This is a genomic window from Phenylobacterium sp. FG114, assembly GCF_057809855.1.
On record NZ_JBMDKU010000003.1, the window covers coordinates 115,752 to 132,092 of the forward strand.

Consider the following 16,341-nt stretch of genomic DNA (forward strand, 5'->3'; position numbering starts at 1 on the left):
AGCGAGCGGCCCCCCTACCTGAGCTTCAGGGTGGCGAGGCCGACCAGGGCCAGCATGACGGCGACGATCCAGAACCGGATCACGACCGTGCTCTCGGACCAGCCCAGCTTCTCGAAATGGTGGTGGACCGGCGCCATGCGGAACACGCGCTTGCCGGTCAGCTTGAACGAGGTCACCTGCACCACGACCGAGAGCAGCTCTGCGACGAACAGGCCGCCGATGATCGCCAGCACGATCTCGTGCCGCGTGGCCACCGCGATCGTGCCCACGGCGCCGCCCAGGGCCAACGACCCGGTATCGCCCATGAAGATCTTCGCGGGCGGGGCGTTGTACCAGAGGAAGCCCAGGCCCGAGCCGATCAGCGCGCCGCACAGCACCGCCAGCTCGCCAACGCCCGGCACGAAGTGAAGCTGCAGGTAGTTGGCGAAGACGTAGTTGCCGACCAGGTATGAGATCAGGCCGTAGGCCGCTGCCGCGATCATCACCGGCACGGTGGCCAGGCCGTCCAGGCCGTCCGTGAAGTTCACGGCGTTGGCCGCGCCCACGATCACGAAGGCGCCGAACAGGAGGTAGCCCCACGAGAGGTCGACGAAGAGCTGCTTGAAGATCGGGAAGGTCACCGACGTGAGCAGTCCAGGGCTCTCGGGCGGCTTGGCGGCGAAGACGATGATCAGGGTGATCGCAGCCATGGCGATCGCCGCCTCGAGCACCAGGCGCACCCGCCCCGAGATGCCCGCCGTGGTCTGCTTCGTGACCTTCGAGTAGTCGTCAAGGAAGCCCAGCAGGCCGTAGCCGGCGGTGACGATCATCACCGCCCAGACGTAGACGTTCGACAGGTCCGCCCAGAGCAGGGTGCCGGCGAACAGCCCCGCCAGGATCATCACGCCGCCCATGGTCGGCGTGCCGGCCTTCTCGACGATGTGGCGCTCGATGCCCTCCGCGCGGATCGGCTGGCCCTTGCCCTGCTTGGCCTTCATCCAGCGGATGAACCGCGAACCCAGCAGCACGACCACGAGCTGGGCCGTCACGATGGCGAGGCCGGTCCGCGTGGTCTGGTATTTCAGGAGGTTAAGGATCGGGACGTAGCCGGCCGAGGCGAACGTCAGGTAGAGCCAATAGAACATCAGCCGGCCTCCCCGGACCCGACGGACGCCAACGCCTGGGCGATCAGCCCGGCCTTCGACCCGTTGGATCCCTTCACCATCACCACGTCGCCGGCCTCTACGGCCTGTGCGAGCTGCGGCGCGAGGGCGGCAGCACTTTCGGCGTACCCGCCGCGCCGAGTCGTAGGAAGGGCGTCCCAGAGCGATTTCATCAGAGGACCGGCGCAGAAGACGAGGTCGATTGCCGCAGCCTCCAGCGGCTCGGCCAGTCCCGCATGGAATTCGGCCGCCTGCGGGCCCAGTTCCAGCATGTCGGTCAGCGCGACGATCCGTCGGCCCGACGTCTGCCGCGCCCCCAGGGTCTTGATCGCGGAGGCCATTGAGATCGGGTTGGCGTTGTAACTCTCGTCGATCAGCGTGAAGGCGCCGCCCTTGACCGCCACCGCCGCCTCGGCGCCGCGGCCCGCCAGCGGTTCGAACGCGCCCAGGGCCGCCAGGCTCTTGTCCAGGTCGACGTCCATGGCTTCCAGCATCAAGAGCACGGCCATGCTGTTCAGGCCCCAATGCAGGCCCGTCTGCAGGATCGGGAAATCCATCGCCTTGCCGTGCAGGCGCGCCTGGACCACCGCGTGCCCGCCCGGAACCTGGAAGTCGATCAGGCGGGCGTCGCAGCTCTCACCCGTACCGAAGGTACGGATGGTCGCCCCGGCCTTCAGCGCCTCGGCCTTCAGCAGGTCGAACCAGCGGTTGTCGGCGTTCAGCACCGCGACGCCGCCGGGCTCCAGCCCTTCGAAGATCTCGGCCTTGGCGCGGGCCACGCCCGCTTCGCCATCCGCGAAGTTCTCGGTGTGCACGGGGCCGACGGTCGTCACCACCACCGCATGCGGGCGGACGAAGTTCGTCAGCGGGCGGATCTCGTCGGCGTGGTTCATGCCGACCTCGAACACCGCCCGCTCGGTGGTCGCGGGCATCCGCGCCAGCGTCAGCGGCACGCCGATATGGTTGTTGTAGCTCTTCACCGACGAGTGCGCCGGGCCGGCCAGGGTCAGGCCCGCCATGATCGCCTGGGTCAGGCTGGTCTTGCCCACCGAACCCGTCACGGCGGCCCGCCGGGCCTTGGTCGCCCGCTCGCGCGCCGCGACGCCCAGCTTCTCCAGGGCGACCAGCACATCGCCCGTGACTTTCACGAATGGCGCGTCGACGTCCTGCGAGACCAGGGCCCCGGCCGCGCCCTTCGCCATGGCCTGGGCCACGAACTCGTGGCCGTCGCGCACCCCGGCCAGGGCCACGAACAGGTCGCCGGGTTCGAGGGTGCGGGTGTCGATGGAGACTCCGGTGGCGGTGAAACCGCCGCCCTCCGCCCCGCCCGTCGCCCTCGCAATGTCCGCTGAGGTCCAGAGCGGGTCAGCCATGGACAAGCTCCAGGGCTTTGGCCGTCTCCTGCACATCATCGAAGGGATGAACCACGTCGCCGACGATCTGGCCCTGCTCGTGGCCCTTGCCGGCCACCAACAGGATGTCGCCGTCCTGCAGCATGGCGGCGGCCGCGCGGATCGCCTCACGGCGGTCGCCGATCTCCTTCGCGCCTTTCGCGCCGGCCAAGACCTCGGCGCGGATCGTGGCGGGGACCTCCGAACGCGGGTTGTCGTCGGTGACGATGGCCACGTCGGCCAGCCGCGCGGCGATCTCGCCCATCAGGGGGCGTTTGCCCTTGTCACGGTCGCCGCCCGCGCCGAACACCACGATCAGCCGGCCACGGACGTGCGGGCGCATGGCCTGCAGGACCGTCTCCAGGCCGTCGGGCGTGTGGGCGTAGTCCACATAGGCCTCGCCCCCGTGGGACCCCGCGCCGACCCGCTGCAGCCGTCCGGGCGCGCCCGTCAGTTGCTCCAGGCCGGCGAAGGTCTCCTCGAAACTCATGCCGGCCGCCCGGCAAAGCCCCGCCGCCACGAGGGCGTTCGAGGCCTGGAACGCGCCGGCCAGCGGCAGGCGGACGTCCCACACCTTGCCCTCGGCGCGGATCTTCAGCCGTTGGCCGTCGGGCAGCAGGATCCGCTCCAGCAGATTCAGCGCCTGGCCCGTCTCGCCCACGCTCATCACCCGCTGGCCCGAGACCACCGAGGCGGCGGCGAAGAACGGGAAGGCCTCGTTGTCGGCGTTCAGCACCGCCGTCGCGCCCCGCGGCATCAGCTGCTCGAACAGCCGCAGCTTGGCCTTCATGTAGGCGTCCATCGTGTGATGGTAGTCGAGGTGATCCTGGCTCAGGTTCAGGAAGCCGGACGCCGCCAGCCGCACCCCGTCCAGCCGGCGCTGGTCGATCCCGTGGGAGGAGGCCTCCATGGCGAAGTGGGTCACCCCCAGCTGGCTGATGCGCATCAGCAGCTCGGCCACGTCGCCTGCGTCGGGGGTCGTCAGTCCGGGCGGCGTGACTTGCAGGTCGGCCTCGCCCGGCTTCGACACCGTGACGCCGAGCGTGCCCATGCTGGCCGAGACGTGGCCGGCGCCGGCGAACATCTGGCGGCAGAAGTTCGCGACCGAGGTCTTGCCGTTGGTCCCGGTCACCGCCACGCACGTCTGCGGCTGACGCCCCCAGAAATTGGCGGCGGCCAGGGCGTAGCCGCGGCGCGGGTCGCGGCAGACGATGGTGGGAACCGACAGGTTCAGATCCTGGTCGGCGATGATCGCCGCGGCGCCCGCCTCCACCGCCTTGGCCGCGAAGGCCGCACCGTCGGCCTTCGAGCCCGGCAGGGCCGCGAACAGGAAGCCCGGCTTCACCTTGCGGCTGTCAGCCGTGACGCCCGTGATCTCGGGGTCGACGCCTAGGTCGCGCTTCACCAGCTTGGTCAGGCGAACGCTCATTGGCCTTCGCCCATCTGTTCGACGGTCGGCGGCTCCACCGGGATCGCCTGGCCCAGGTCGGCGCGGCGATGCACGCCCAGGAACGGCGCGATGCGTTCGATCACCCGGCCCGCCGCCGGCGCGGCCACCCAGCCGCCGGTCGAATAGCCGGCGCTGTTGGCCGAGGCGTGCGGCTCGTCCAGCAGCACCAGCACGAAGTATCGCTTGGTCCCCGCCCCGCCCGTGGTCGGGAACACCGCCGCGAACGACGAGACCTGCCGGCCGTGGTTGTAGCCGCGGATCGCCGGATCGTACTTCTCACCCGTGCCGGTCTTGCCGCCCACGGACAGGCCCGGAATGTTGGCCGACCGCCCACTGCCGCTCTCGCCCGTCACATTGGCGCGCATGATCGACAGCATCTGCAGCGAGGTGCGCTCGGACATGACCCGAGTACCCGTGACCTTCGCCCCCGGTTCCAGCTTCCGGATGGTCAGCGGGATCAAGTTTCCGCCGTTGAGGACGGCCCCATAGGCCCGCGCCAGCGCCAAGGGGGTCACGTTGATGCCGTGTCCGAACGACACCGAGGCGATCGCGTCCTCGTTCCACACCTTGGGCGTCAGCGGGCGCGCCGTTTCGATCAGCTCCACCTTGGCCGGTGAGGTCAGGCCCAGGCCCTTGAAGTAGGTCCCCATCCGCTGCGGACCGACGGCTTCCGCGAGCTTGGCGGTGCCGATGTTGGACGAGTGCTGGAACACCTCCACCAGCGTCAGGATCTTCCGCGCCGCGTGGTAGTCGGTGATGGTCCGGTAGCCCAGGTGATAGGGCGTCCGCGCATCGAACGTGCTCTCGGGCGTCGCGACGCCGCTGTCGAGCCCCGTCGCCACCGTGAACGTCTTGAAGGTCGAACCCATCTCATAGACCGTCGCCGCGGCGCGGTTGGTCTGGGCGTAGACGCCGGCCTTGCCGGGCTTGTTAGGATCGTAGGCCGGCCAGCTGGCCATGCCCAGGATCTCGCCGGTCTGGATATCGGTGACCAGGCCGACCGCGCCCTTCGGCGTGAACTCGGCCACGGCCTTGTAGAGCTCGTCCTCCAGCGCGCCTTGCACCCGCAGGTCGATGGACAGCGCCGTCGGCGTGCCCGCCCGCGCGCCGCCGCGGATGTCGTCGTTGAACGCGGCCTCCGCACCGGAGATGCCCTCGCCGCCGGCGTCCGAGAAGCCCACGATGTGCGCGGCCGACGTGCCCAGCGGATAGACGCGGCGCTGCTCGGGTTCGAAGCTGACGCCGGGCAGGCCCAGCTCGTGGACCCGGTTGCGTTCCTCGGGGGTCAGAGCGCCGAGCACGAAGATCCGGCGGTTGCCGCGCAGCGCGCGCTCCAGCCGGGCGGGCTCGAGGTTCGGCAGCGCGCGCAACAGGCTGCGGCGGGTCTCCCGCGTGTCCCAGATCTCGCGCGGATCGATGTAGAGGCCGTAGTGCAGCAGGTCGGCGGCCAGCAGCATGCCGTTGCGGTCGACCAGGTCGGCGCGGCTTGCACCCAGCGCCGCCGCGAGGCCGCTGGGCCGCGCATCCGAGAACAGGGCCGCGCGCGTGGCGCCGACCGCCAGGGTCATGAAGCCCAGGGCGAACAGGGCCAGGACGAAGAAGATCCGCAGGCGCGTGTCGTCCTCGGCCCTCCCCGAGGCGCGCGCGCGCTCGAAGGCGTGCTCCAGGCCCCAGACCCGTTCGATCAGCCAGCGCGGCAGGCCGGAGCGGGCGAAGGCGTGCTGGCCCAGGCTCATCGCGGCGCTCCCACGGCGGCGGGGGCCTGCGCCTGGGCGACACGCACCGGGTTGGCCTCGGCGGGCGGCGGCGGCGGCACGCCCGGGACGACGTTCGCCCCATTGATCATCGCGGCCACGGCCGAGACGGCCTTAGCCTTCTTGGGCGGACCGGCGCGGGCTAGGTCGATGATCTGGTCGGCGGTCGCCTCACGATGCGCGGTCACCGGCTCCATCTTCAGATAGGTGACCGACAGGCGTTCCAGCCGGCCGGGCTGCTCCAGGTGCGCCACCTCGGCCTGCAGCAGGCGGATGCGCGCCTTCTCGCCCTTGATCTGACGTTCGACCGTGGCGATCTCGGCGCGCTCGCGACCCGCCATGGTCTTGGCGAGATAGACGCCCAGGATGATCGTCACCAGCAGGCCGATCCCGATCAGATCAACCAGGCGGAAGCCCCGCACGCGGCGCGTGAAGACGCTCATGCCGCCACGCTCCATACCGGCGCCTCGGTGCGCACGGCCGCCCGTAGCTTCGCCGAGCGGGCGCGGGGGTTGGCCTTGATCTCTTCCTCGGTCGGGCTCTGCGCGCCGTTGAACAGCAGGCGGAAGCTGGGCTCGGCGCCCTTGGCCGCCGGCGGCGCGTGGCGCGAGCCGCCCGGCGTTCGGCCGGCGCGCTCGCTCAGGAAGGCCTTCACGATCCGGTCTTCCAGCGAGTGGAAGGTGACGACGCAAAGGCGGCCCCCCGCCTTCAGCACCCGCTCGGCGGCCACAAGGCCGGCCTCGAGCTCGGACAATTCCTCGTTCACGGCGATCCGCAGGCCCTGGAAGGTGCGGGTGGCGGGGTGGATCTTGGCGCCGCGGCGGCCGCCCAGCGCCTTTTCGACGAAGTCGGCCAGCTCCAGCGTGCGGGTGAACGGCTGCTCCTCGCGGCGGCGCACGATGGCGCGCGCGATCCGGCGGCTCTCGCGCTCCTCGCCGTAGACGAAGATGATCCGCGCCAGCTCGTCCTGCTCCGCGGTGTTCACCAGCTCGGCCGCGGTGGGGCCGGTGTCGCCCATCCGCATGTCCAGCGGACCGTCCTGCATGAAGGAAAAGCCCCGCTCGGCCTGGTCGATCTGCATCGAGCTCACGCCGAGGTCGAGGGCCACGCCGTCGGCATGGCCCTCGCCCAGCACTGCGTCCATTTCCGAGAATCGCGCTTCCACAAGACGGAAACGTTCTTCCGGAAATCCCGCAGCGAAGCGACGGACCGTAGGGTCGCGGTCAAACGCCACGACCTTCGCTCCCGTCGCCAGGAAGGCGCGGCTGTAGCCGCCCGCGCCGAAAGTGCCGTCCACCACGGTGTCGCCCGGCCCGATGGCCAGGTTCTCGAGCACCTCTCGCAGGAGGACAGAAACGTGAGGGGCGCCGCTCATGCCGCGCCTCCGAGGCGGGCCGCGCGCTGTTTGACGCGCATCTCGGCCAGGCCGGAACGGGCGCGCTCGCGGTCGGCCGCCCGCTGGGCGCGGTAGGCGTCGCGCTCCCAGATCTCGAAGCGGTCGCGCAGGCCGACGACGGCCACCCAGTCGGTGATGCCGTACTGCTCGCAAAGCTGCTCCGGCAGGGTGATGCGGCCGGCGGTGTCGAACGAAAGCTTCTGCATCTCACCGAACACGTTGCGCTCGATGGAGTCGCGCAGTTCGTCGCCGAATTCCAGTTCGTCGGCCATCGCACCGTAGCGGTCGAACAGCGCCTGGCCGCCCCCCTCGATGCAGTCCGAGCGGATCGACGGGAACACGAAGACACCGTCCGCCGGCTCCGAGAGCGCGGCGCGGTATTCCTGCGGCACAACGATGCGCCGCTTCGCGTCCAACTGCTTCTCGAAGGTCGAGAGAAACATCTCTCCGAACGGCCCCCTGCTCTTCGCCGACCAGCCTGAGTCCGCGCCCCGACCCGCCACTCTGACCGACGAATTGCAATTGGGTTAACATGGGATCAGGTGGGTTTCAATGACACTCAATGACTATTTCCGCGAAAACAAAGGTGTCGTTTGGGCGCAGGGTTAACCCAAAACAATTATCCACAGAACATACTCAGAACTAATAGTTAATGGCGACGCTTTGAACTCGGCCGCTTGGGCGAGCGTGTGGATGCGTCGGTTGTCCGAAGCTTAACGGAGCGAAATTGGGAAAATGCGGATCAGACGGCCTGTAAGCCGGGTTCTGTGCCGCCCCCTTGCAGGGACGCGGCGGTCATTCCTCTGGACCGCCCCTCGCGGGACGGTTCTCGCGACCTACCCGGATCCCTCGGAGCGGCGACGCTCCTACCCGCCAGTATCCTTGCGGACTTGGCCGGCGCGGGACCCCTATTCGGTCTTGCTCCTGGCGGGGCTTGCCATGCGACCTCTGTTACCAGCGGCCCGGTGCGCTCTTACCGCACCCTTTCACCCTTACCTCGACCGAGGCCGAGGCGGTCTGCTCTCTGTGGCGCTATCCCTGGGGTCACCCCCGGCGGGCGTTACCCGCCGCCATGTCGTCGTGGAGCCCGGACTTTCCTCGAGCTTGCGCCCGCGACCGCCCGGCCGTCTGATCCGCGGCGGAAAGGCGGTGAATTGGCGAGGAGAGTCAAGCACACGCACCTCCTCTCCCCGAGGCGCAGCCCATGGGGAGACGAGATCTTCAGAGGAACTTCGCCATGGGCAGGTCGTCCTCGTAGCTGCCGTCGGCCAGATGGAAGCGGCGCAGGAAGCGGCCCTCCTGGACGAAGCCGACCTGCTCGTAGAGCCGGATGGCATGGGTCAACCCATGCCGCACAACCAGCTCCACCCGTTCGACCGGCGGATCGAGCGCCCGCGCCGCGTCGAACAGAGCCTCGAACAGGCCGCGACCCACGCCGCGCCCCTGGAATGCGGGATCGGTGGCGATGGTCAGGTCCCAGAGCACGTGCTGGAACTGGGACGAGGGCATGCGCGGCGCCTTGATCAGGCCGGCCAGCCGCCCGTCGATCCAGGCCCCGATGGCGACCCCGCCCTCCAGCGCGCCCGCGATCGAGCCCTCGATCCACGGCAGGTCCATCTCGTGCGGCAGGCGACCCAGGCCACCCGACGCCGCCTGCATCACCGCCAGCGCCGCCGGGGCGTCGGCGAGGGTCAGCGGCCGGTAAGCCGCGCCGCTCATGCGCCCAGCCGCAAGAGTGCGATCAGCCGCGTACGGGTCTCCCCGTCGGCGATCCCGTCCACCTTCTCCGGTCGCCAGTGTCGCTGGAACGCGCGGACCACGGTCGTCGTGTCGGCGTCGAACTTGCCTGACGGCGGCAGGTCGTAGCCCAGCCGCGTGAAGCCGGCTTGCAGGGCGAAGACGGCAGCGCCCTCCTCTCCCTCCCCGATCGGCTGGCCCGGCGCCGGCGGCGCCTCGGCCCAGAGGCCGTGGCCGGCCTCGGCCAGGCGCTTCCAGGGAAACAGCTCGCCCGGATCGTCCTTGCGCGCCGGGGCGACGTCGGAGTGGCCGACGATGTCTCGGTCCTCGATGTCCCAGCGCGTGCGGACATCGGCGATCAGCGCGATCACAGCCGCCACCTGCGCCTCCGGGAAGGGGCGATATCCGAACTCGTGCCCCGGATTGACGATCTCGATCCCGATGCTGTCGCCGTTGATGTTGCGTCGGCCCCGCCAGAACGAGACCCCCGCGTGCCATGCCCGCCGCTCTTCGGCCACCAGCCGGAAGATGCGGCCGTCCTCCTCCACCACATAGTGCGCGCTGACCCGGGCCTCCGGATCGCGCAGGCGCGCGATCGCCTCCTCGCCGGTCTTCATGCCGGTATAGTGCAGCACCAGGATGCTCGGCGTGACGGTGCGACGATCGAAGTTCGGCGACGGCGCTTCGATCACGTTCATTCCGGCCGGCTCCGCATCGCCATCAGCATCGACATTACCTGGCTTCCCCTGAGCGCGATGATCAGTACGCCGGCCAGGGCCAGCGCGCTGCCGATCATCATGCGCGGGCCGAACGGATCGTCGAACACCGCGACGCCCAGGCCGATAGTGGCCAGCGGCGTCACCAGGATCAACGCCGAGATCAGGTTGGCCTCGTACTTCTGAAGCAGGGTCACGTAGAGCGTGTGGGCGCCTACCGAAACGACCAGGGCCGAGAACACCAGCGCCGACCAGAAGGGCCAGCCGGCGGCGACGGCCGCCTCGATCTGTCCCGGTTCGAACAGCGCCGACAGCGCCGCCATCGGCCCCACCGAGACCAACCCCACCCAGGCCTGGAAGGTGATGGGCCGCATCCCTTCGATCTGCTTGGTCAGGATGACCCCGACGCCCGACATCAGGGTGGCGCCGGCGATCAACATCAGGCCGGTGGACAGCGCAAAGCCGTGCGGGTTCCACATGACGGCCAGCACGCCCGCGAAGGTCAGCGCGATGCCCAGGCCGCGCCGCCAGCGTATGCGTTCGCCCAGGAACGCCATCGACAGGATGAGCGTGATCGGCATGCCGAGCTGAAGCACGACGGCGGCGGCCGACGGCGTCGAATACTTCAAGCCCACGAACATCAGGCCGAAGTTGCCGCCGCCCATCAGGAAGGCCGTCAGCACCAGCCGCCAGATCGGCCGCGGCGCCGGCCGCAGGAACGGGATCAGCACCGCGGCGACGATGGCGAAGCGCGCCGCGGCGTAGAACAGCGGCGGCACGTCCAGCACGCTCACGACGTACTTCGAGATGATGTTGTTGACCGCCCAGACCATGCACATGGCCATGAGCAGGCCGAAGTCGCGGAGGGCCATGCCCCCGGTTAGGCCGCCGCGGCCGTCCGGCGCAACCTCAGGCCCTGAAGAAAGTCTCCAGGTCGACGTTGAGACGCTCCATGTGGGTGACGAACAGCCCGTGCGGCGCTCCGGGATAGACCTTCAGGTCCGCCCCGCGAATGCCGGCCGCCAGTCGCTGGCCCGTGATGGCGAGCGGAGCCGAGGCGTCCTTGTCGCCGTGGATCACCAGGGTGGGCCGATCGATCTTGGGCAGGTCGGGCCGCAGGTCCTTGCCGATCAGGGCGCGGAACGTGGCGATCGCCACCGGAGCGGGCGTGGCCAGGAGCTGTTCCGTCAGCCAGGCCTTCATGGCCGGCGACGTCTCGGGCGTGAAGAACGGGTCCTGGTTCTCCATCGCCCAGGCCGGAAAGTCCGTGGCCCAGCGGCGGAGCGTCGCCTGGTGATAGGCCATCGGCGCGCCAAAGGGATTGTCGGCCGTCTGCACCACATACGGGCCCACGGCGGCGACGAGGGCCACCTTCTTCACCTTGGCCCCGCCGTGCTTGCCGAGGTAGCGGACCACCTCGGCGCCGCCCATGGAATGGCCCACGAGGATCACGTCCTTCAGGGCCAATGTGTCGATCACCGCCCCGAGGTCATCGGCCAGGGTGTCCATGTCGTAGCCCTTCGCCGGAATGTCCGAGCGCCCGTGTCCACGGCGATCGAACGCGATGCAGCGGAAGCCTCGCTCCGACAGGTGGGCCACCTGGTAGGCCCACATCTCGCTCGACAGGGCCCAGCTCGCCGCGAAGATCACCGGCTGGCCCTCGCCCCAATCGCGATGGAACAGCCGCGCGCCATCCTTGGCGAAGATCGTCGAGACCCGGCGCGGCTGCGCGGCGGCAAGAGCGGCCGAGACGGCGGCGGCCGATCCCGCGGCCAGGCCCGAGGTGAGGATGTCGCGGCGGTTCATGAGGTGTCTCCCTTGCTGATGGGGAGAGGACCGCAACGGCCGAGGCGGGTCGATTACGCGCCAGGTAATGGCGGGCGCTATGCCTTGCGGCGCGTGAACCGCAGCGCGGTCAGGGTGTCCGAGAAGCCGACCACCTTGCTGTCGACGAGCCCGAACGCCCTGGCGGCGGCCATGACGTCGGCATCCTTCACCGTCGCCGCCTTGCCTTTCCTCGACACGACCCACAACGCGCCGCGCTCGGCCAGGGCCGGAACCAAGCCCGCGATCCCGGCCAGCGCCTCGGCGCTGTCGGCGCCGTAGAACAGCAGGTCCAGGGCGGCCATCTCACTCACCGGGGCTGCGCCGCGCTCCACCAGTTCGTCGCTGAAGGCAGGGTCCGCGACACCGATCACGCCGACGCGCATGCCCGGTTTCACGCCGATCTTGTCGAGGCGGGACTTGGGGCTGCGGATCGCCTGGGCCCATGCCGCGGCGCGCGCCTCGCCCAGCGCGAACCGCGCGCCGTCCGCCAGCACCAGGTCCGCGCCCTCCGCGCGCACGTCGACCAGAGAGCCGCCTTCGTAGACGCGCCGTTGCGCGCCTCGGAAGACCAGCCTAGGCGCCTCGTACTGCAGGCGGCCCTGATCGGCGCCGTCCGCGAACCGCGCCGTCACGTCCGCTTCCTTTCCCATAAGGCCAAGCTGTGACGGAACGGGCCTGTTCGCACAACCCGAAGGACCTCATGGCCGCCATCGTCTTCATCACCCACCCGGAAGTGGTCATCGACCCCGCGGTTCCGGTTCCGCGCTGGCCTCTGTCGCCGGTTGGCCGCGCGCGCATGGAAGCTCTCGCCGACCGCCTCGCGGGCCGTGAGGTGGCCGCCGTCTGGTCCAGCGACGAGCAGAAGGCGATGGACGGCGCGGAGATCCTGGCTCGGCGGTTGGGCGCCCCGCATCGGATCGACCCCGCGCTCAGCGAGAACGGCCGCGAGTCGACCGGCTACATCGCGCCGCCGGAGTTCTGGGAGGTGGTGGATGAGTTCTTCGCCCGCCCCGACGAGAGCGTTCGCGGCTGGGAGAAGGCGCGCGACGCCCAGGCCCGGATCATCGGCGCCGTCGCCGAGGTTGACCGCACCAGCGCCCCGGGCGTGGTGCTGGTGGTTTCGCACGGCGGTGTCGGCGCGCTGCTCACCGCCCATCTACAGAATGTGGAGATCGGCCAGGAAGACCGGCCGCAACACGCCGGCGGGGGCTGCTATCTCGTCATCGACCGCGGCCCGCTCCGCCTGAAGCAGAGCTGGCGCGCGGTCGAAGAGCCGGCGGAAGCGCTGGCGGCCTTCTAGGCCGCCTTGCCCAGCGACAGGAACTCGTAACGGGCCAAGTGGTGGTCCACCGAGCCGAACGCGCTCTCGATCATGGTGGCGCGCTTGAAGTAGTGGCCGATGGCCATTTCGTCGGTCATGCCCATGCCGCCGTGCAGCTGGATCGCATTCTGCCCGACGAACTTGCAGGCCTTGCCGATCTGCACCTTGGCGGCCGAGACGGCCTTGGCCCGCTCGGCCTCGTCGCTGACCTTGATGTTGGCCATGTAGGTCATCGACACGGCCTGCTCGACGTTGATGAACATGTCGACCATGCGGTGCTGCAGCACCTGGAACGAGCTGATCGGCTGGCCGAACTGCTTGCGCTGCTTGGTGTATTCCAGCGTGCCCTCGTGCAGCTTGCGCAGCACGCCGCAGGCTTCGGCGCAGGTCGCGGCGATGGCTTCGTCGACCACCTTCTCCACCAGCGGCAGGCCAGCGTCGGCCGGGCCGACCAGGGCGTCGGCGCCCAGCGAGACGTTCTCGAAATAGACTTCCGAGGCGCGGAAGCCGTCGACGGTCGGGTAGTCGCGCGTGGTCACGCCCTTGGCGCCCTTCTCCACGACGAACACCGAGATGCCCTGCGCGTCGCGCTCGCCGCCGCTCGTGCGGGCGGTGACGATGAAGTGCGTCGCGAACGGCGCGCCGATGACGACCGCCTTCTGGCCGTTCAGGGTCCAGCCGGCGCCGTCCTTCTTGGCCGTGGTGGTCACGGCGGCGAGGTTGTAGCGGCTCTGCGGCTCCGCCTGGGCGAAGGCGAAGATCACCTTGCCCTCGATGATGCCGCCGATCAGGTCGGCGGCCGCCGAGTGGCCCGAGTGCTTCAGGAAGCCGCCGCCGATGACCACGGTGCCGAGGTAGGGCTCGACGACAAGCGCCTTACCGAACTCCTCCATCACCACCATGTTCTCGATGGCGCCGCCGCCCAGGCCGCCCAGCTCCTCCGAGAACGGCGCGCCCAGGATGCCCAGTTCCTCCGCGAAGGCTTTCCACACCTCGGGACGCCAGCCGGGCTCCTTGGAGACCACGGCCCGACGCTTGTCGAAGTCGTAGTGGTCCGCCAGGTACGCCGCGACGGTGTCGCGCAGCATCGACTGTTCTTCGGTGAAGCTGAAATCCATCGGCGGGGCTTCCTCAAACGTTTGTTCGTCTACCGCATAGCGCGGCAGCTTGGGGCTGTCAGCTAGGCTTTCGGCGCGGCCTCAGAGGCCCAGCACCATCTTGGCGATGATGTTGCGCTGGATCTCGTTCGAGCCGCCGTAGATCGAGGTCTTGCGGCCGTTGAACATCTCGCCGGCCACGCCGTTGGCGTAGTCCGGGCCCACGCCCGCGTTCGAGCCCGACAGGTCGCGCAGGAACGGCGCGCCGTAGTGGCCCACCGCCTCCAGCGCCAGCTCCTGCAGGCGCTGTTGGATCTCGGTGCCCTTGATCTTGAGGATCGAGCTTTCCGGGCCGGGGCCCTTGCCGCTCGACTCGCCGGCCAGGGTGCGCAGTTCGGTGAACTCCAGCGCCGTCAGGTCGATCTCCAGTTCGGCCACCTTTCGGCGGAAGAACGCGTCGGTCAGCAGCGCCGAGCCCGTGTCCGACCGCTCGGTATTGGCGATCGAGCGCAGCTTCTCCAGGTTCCGCTTCGAGCGCGCGACGCCGGCGATGCCGGAGCGCTCGTGCGCCAGCAGCGCCTTGGCGCAGGTCCAGCCCTGGTTCTCGTGGAAGATCCGGTTCTCGACCGGCACCTTCACATTGTCGAGGAAGACGTCGTTGACCTCGTGGCCGCCTTCCAGGGTGATGATCGGGCGCACGGTGATGCCGGGCGTCTTCATGTCGATCAGCAGGAACGAGATGCCCGACTGCGGCTTGGCGTCGGGATCCGTGCGCACCAGGAAGAAGCCCCAGTCGGCGTACTGACCCAGCGTCGTCCACGTCTTCTGGCCGTTGACGATGTAGTATTCCTTGCCGTCGTCGGCGGTGATCCGCTCGGCCTTGGTCTTCAGGCTGGCGAGGTCCGAACCCGCGCCCGGCTCGGAGTAGCCCTGACACCACCAGACATTGCCGTTGTAGATGTCAGGCAGGAACTTCTTCTTCTGCTCGTCGGTGCCGAACGTATAGATCACCGGGGCCAGCATCGACATGCCGAACGGCAGGATCGGCAGGCAGTCCGCGCGGGCCGTCTCTTCCGACCAGATGTACTTTTGCGTGGGAGTCCAGCCCGTGCCGCCCAGCTCCTTCGGCCAGCCCGGCGCCACCCAGCCCTTCTTCGCCAGCACCTTGTGCCAGAGCAGGTACTCTTCCTTGGTCAGCGGCCGGTGCTCGTCCTGCGCCTTGCGCAGCTCGGCGGGGTAGTTCTCCTTGATGAAGGCCCGGACCTCGTCGCGGAAGGCGTTCTCTTCGGGGGTGAAGTCGAGGTTCATGGGGTGGGTCCTCCAGTCACGGCTTACGCCGTATCGATTGGAGCGACCCTATACGCGCGGCCATGACGGGAGAAAAGATGACGCTAACGTCAACGTAAGCGGAGATCACTTCAGGTTGGCTGAGGCGACGTCGAGACATGCTTTCAGTGATGGCCCTGCGGCGGCGCGTTTGTCGCCGGGGCAGCACTGCGCCGGGCTTCGGCAAGGCCTTTCTCAAACGCGGTGGGCGTTCCATAGCCCTTGCTGATGAGTATTGCTGCCTGGGCCGCGAAAAAGCCGAAGGCGCGGCCCGCAAGTTGGTCGGAAGGGTTCGCTTCAGCGGCAACAGCAGTGACGCCATAACAGCTATACATGGCCGACAGAGGATCCAGTTGGCCAGGCAATGAAAACCGTAGCGGAATCCTTATCGCGCCACCGGCGACAGACCGCCCGTCCGGCAACGTCGAACGCATGCGATATCGCGTCGATAACTTGAGTGCGGCGTCACCGAACCCGACGTCGGTCGGGGACTCCTCGACGACCTTGCAGCCCGTTAGCGTTCCTTCGGCGGTCACAGCGCACGCTAAAACCGCGCGCCCTTGGAGCTCTCGTCGGGCGGCTTGCATCGGATAGTAGCGGTTGATGTCTTCGCCATTAGGTCGCTGGATCCACTGGGGATCTACAATGATGCTGCCCTCGCCGGGCGGCTCAGGGGCCACCACTTGCATCAAGACGACGAGAAGCACCGACAGCATCAAGATCCCCTCGGTCCAAGGCGAAGCTTAGGGTTGGACGCCGCTGACTCGCTACCGCGCTCTCAGTCGCCCTGGACGATCGAGAACATGATCGGGATGCGGATGGTGCGGCCCGCCGTCGCCGTGCCGTCCGGGGCGTTGGCGGTCATCTTGAACAGGGGAGCCAATTCCAACGCCGCCATCCCGAACTCAAGGCCGACCGGATCCTCGATCTGCACGTTGCAGCGCTCCAGAGCGCCTTCCGTCGCAACGCGGCACTCCAGAAGCACCGCGCCGCTCTTCCCGGCCTGAACCGCAGTGGGCGGATAGACGTTGGCGATATCCTGTCCGGTGGGCGTGGCCACCCAGGTCACTTCCCGAAGGGCGGGGGCCGGAGCCGCCGTGATCGCGGTCGCCGAGGAGATAGCCGCCGAGGCCAGTGCGATCAGATGGAGCATTTCGGTCCCTACGCTTTGGTTATCGAAACGT

Annotated in this window: 17 protein-coding genes and 1 other RNA gene; 1 reads left to right on the plus strand and 17 read right to left on the minus strand. The window is 68.8% G+C overall.

What is annotated here, in order from left to right:
- Positions 1 to 14: 14 nt before the first annotated feature.
- From mraY to ACODSY_RS05985, 13 genes are all read right to left on the minus strand, one after another.
- The gene (gene mraY, locus ACODSY_RS05925) at positions 15 to 1,124 is read right to left on the minus strand and encodes a phospho-N-acetylmuramoyl-pentapeptide-transferase (protein WP_488950739.1); all 1,110 of its coding nucleotides are present in this window, start codon (positions 1,122 to 1,124) and stop codon (positions 15 to 17) included.
- Complete coding sequence (locus tag ACODSY_RS05930) at positions 1,124 to 2,515, minus strand: UDP-N-acetylmuramoyl-tripeptide--D-alanyl-D-alanine ligase (RefSeq protein WP_488950740.1); 1,392 nt, start codon at positions 2,513 to 2,515, stop codon at positions 1,124 to 1,126. The genes mraY and ACODSY_RS05930 overlap by 1 nt, the downstream gene beginning before the upstream one ends.
- Positions 2,508 to 3,962 carry a UDP-N-acetylmuramoyl-L-alanyl-D-glutamate--2,6-diaminopimelate ligase gene (locus tag ACODSY_RS05935; protein ID WP_488950741.1) on the minus strand — a complete coding sequence of 485 codons (1,455 nt, stop codon included), beginning with the start codon at positions 3,960 to 3,962 and terminating at the stop codon, positions 2,508 to 2,510. The genes ACODSY_RS05930 and ACODSY_RS05935 overlap by 8 nt, the downstream gene beginning before the upstream one ends.
- The gene (locus tag ACODSY_RS05940; RefSeq protein ID WP_488950742.1) at positions 3,959 to 5,719 is read right to left on the minus strand and encodes a peptidoglycan D,D-transpeptidase FtsI family protein; all 1,761 of its coding nucleotides are present in this window, start codon (positions 5,717 to 5,719) and stop codon (positions 3,959 to 3,961) included. Before ACODSY_RS05940 ends, ACODSY_RS05935 begins: the two co-directional genes overlap by 4 nt.
- Positions 5,716 to 6,180: a cell division protein FtsL gene (ftsL, locus tag ACODSY_RS05945; RefSeq protein ID WP_488950743.1), complete on the minus strand. Its 465-nt coding sequence runs from the start codon at positions 6,178 to 6,180 to the stop codon at positions 5,716 to 5,718. The genes ACODSY_RS05940 and ftsL overlap by 4 nt, the downstream gene beginning before the upstream one ends.
- Positions 6,177 to 7,112, minus strand: coding sequence for a 16S rRNA (cytosine(1402)-N(4))-methyltransferase RsmH (rsmH, locus tag ACODSY_RS05950; protein ID WP_488950744.1), 936 nt, complete (start codon positions 7,110 to 7,112; stop codon positions 6,177 to 6,179). Before rsmH ends, ftsL begins: the two co-directional genes overlap by 4 nt.
- Positions 7,109 to 7,576 carry a division/cell wall cluster transcriptional repressor MraZ gene (locus tag ACODSY_RS05955; protein ID WP_488950745.1) on the minus strand — a complete coding sequence of 156 codons (468 nt, stop codon included), beginning with the start codon at positions 7,574 to 7,576 and terminating at the stop codon, positions 7,109 to 7,111. Before ACODSY_RS05955 ends, rsmH begins: the two co-directional genes overlap by 4 nt.
- Positions 7,577 to 7,871: 295 nt before the next feature.
- Positions 7,872 to 8,265: RNase P RNA component class A (gene rnpB / locus ACODSY_RS05960), an RNA gene on the minus strand.
- Positions 8,266 to 8,354: 89 nt separating this feature from the next.
- Positions 8,355 to 8,852, minus strand: coding sequence for a GNAT family N-acetyltransferase (locus tag ACODSY_RS05965; RefSeq protein WP_488950746.1), 498 nt, complete (start codon positions 8,850 to 8,852; stop codon positions 8,355 to 8,357).
- Positions 8,849 to 9,568 carry an N-acetylmuramoyl-L-alanine amidase gene (locus ACODSY_RS05970; RefSeq protein ID WP_488950747.1) on the minus strand — a complete coding sequence of 240 codons (720 nt, stop codon included), beginning with the start codon at positions 9,566 to 9,568 and terminating at the stop codon, positions 8,849 to 8,851. The genes ACODSY_RS05965 and ACODSY_RS05970 overlap by 4 nt, the downstream gene beginning before the upstream one ends.
- Positions 9,565 to 10,458 carry a DMT family transporter gene (locus ACODSY_RS05975; protein ID WP_488950748.1) on the minus strand — a complete coding sequence of 298 codons (894 nt, stop codon included), beginning with the start codon at positions 10,456 to 10,458 and terminating at the stop codon, positions 9,565 to 9,567. The genes ACODSY_RS05970 and ACODSY_RS05975 overlap by 4 nt, the downstream gene beginning before the upstream one ends.
- Positions 10,459 to 10,495: 37 nt before the next feature.
- A complete protein-coding gene (locus ACODSY_RS05980; protein ID WP_488950749.1) occupies positions 10,496 to 11,392 on the minus strand; it encodes an alpha/beta fold hydrolase in 897 nt (298 codons plus the stop codon).
- 77 nt (positions 11,393 to 11,469) lie between these two features.
- Positions 11,470 to 12,063 (minus strand): DUF3052 domain-containing protein, encoded by a 594-nt coding sequence (locus tag ACODSY_RS05985; protein ID WP_488950750.1) that lies wholly within the window; start codon positions 12,061 to 12,063, stop codon positions 11,470 to 11,472.
- A gap of 50 nt (positions 12,064 to 12,113) precedes the next feature.
- Between ACODSY_RS05985 and ACODSY_RS05990 the strand changes: the two genes are divergently transcribed.
- On the plus strand, positions 12,114 to 12,713 hold the full coding sequence (locus ACODSY_RS05990) for a histidine phosphatase family protein (RefSeq protein ID WP_488950751.1): 600 nt from the start codon (positions 12,114 to 12,116) through the stop codon (positions 12,711 to 12,713).
- On the opposite strand, the gene ACODSY_RS05995 is transcribed toward ACODSY_RS05990, so the two are convergent.
- The 4 genes from ACODSY_RS05995 to ACODSY_RS06010 all read right to left on the minus strand — a co-directional run bounded on the left by ACODSY_RS05995 (position 12,710) and on the right by ACODSY_RS06010 (position 16,310).
- Positions 12,710 to 13,852, minus strand: coding sequence for an acyl-CoA dehydrogenase family protein (locus ACODSY_RS05995; protein ID WP_488950752.1), 1,143 nt, complete (start codon positions 13,850 to 13,852; stop codon positions 12,710 to 12,712). The two genes, ACODSY_RS05990 and ACODSY_RS05995, sit on opposite strands and share 4 nt — an antisense overlap.
- Before the next feature lie 81 nt (positions 13,853 to 13,933).
- Positions 13,934 to 15,139, minus strand: a complete 1,206-nt coding sequence (locus ACODSY_RS06000; RefSeq protein WP_488950753.1) for an acyl-CoA dehydrogenase family protein — start codon at positions 15,137 to 15,139, stop codon at positions 13,934 to 13,936.
- Positions 15,140 to 15,282: 143 nt separating this feature from the next.
- Complete coding sequence (locus ACODSY_RS06005) at positions 15,283 to 15,873, minus strand: energy transducer TonB (RefSeq protein ID WP_488950754.1); 591 nt, start codon at positions 15,871 to 15,873, stop codon at positions 15,283 to 15,285.
- 62 nt (positions 15,874 to 15,935) lie between these two features.
- Positions 15,936 to 16,310 (minus strand): TonB family protein, encoded by a 375-nt coding sequence (locus ACODSY_RS06010; protein WP_488950755.1) that lies wholly within the window; start codon positions 16,308 to 16,310, stop codon positions 15,936 to 15,938.
- Between the last annotated feature and the right edge of the window lie 31 nt (positions 16,311 to 16,341).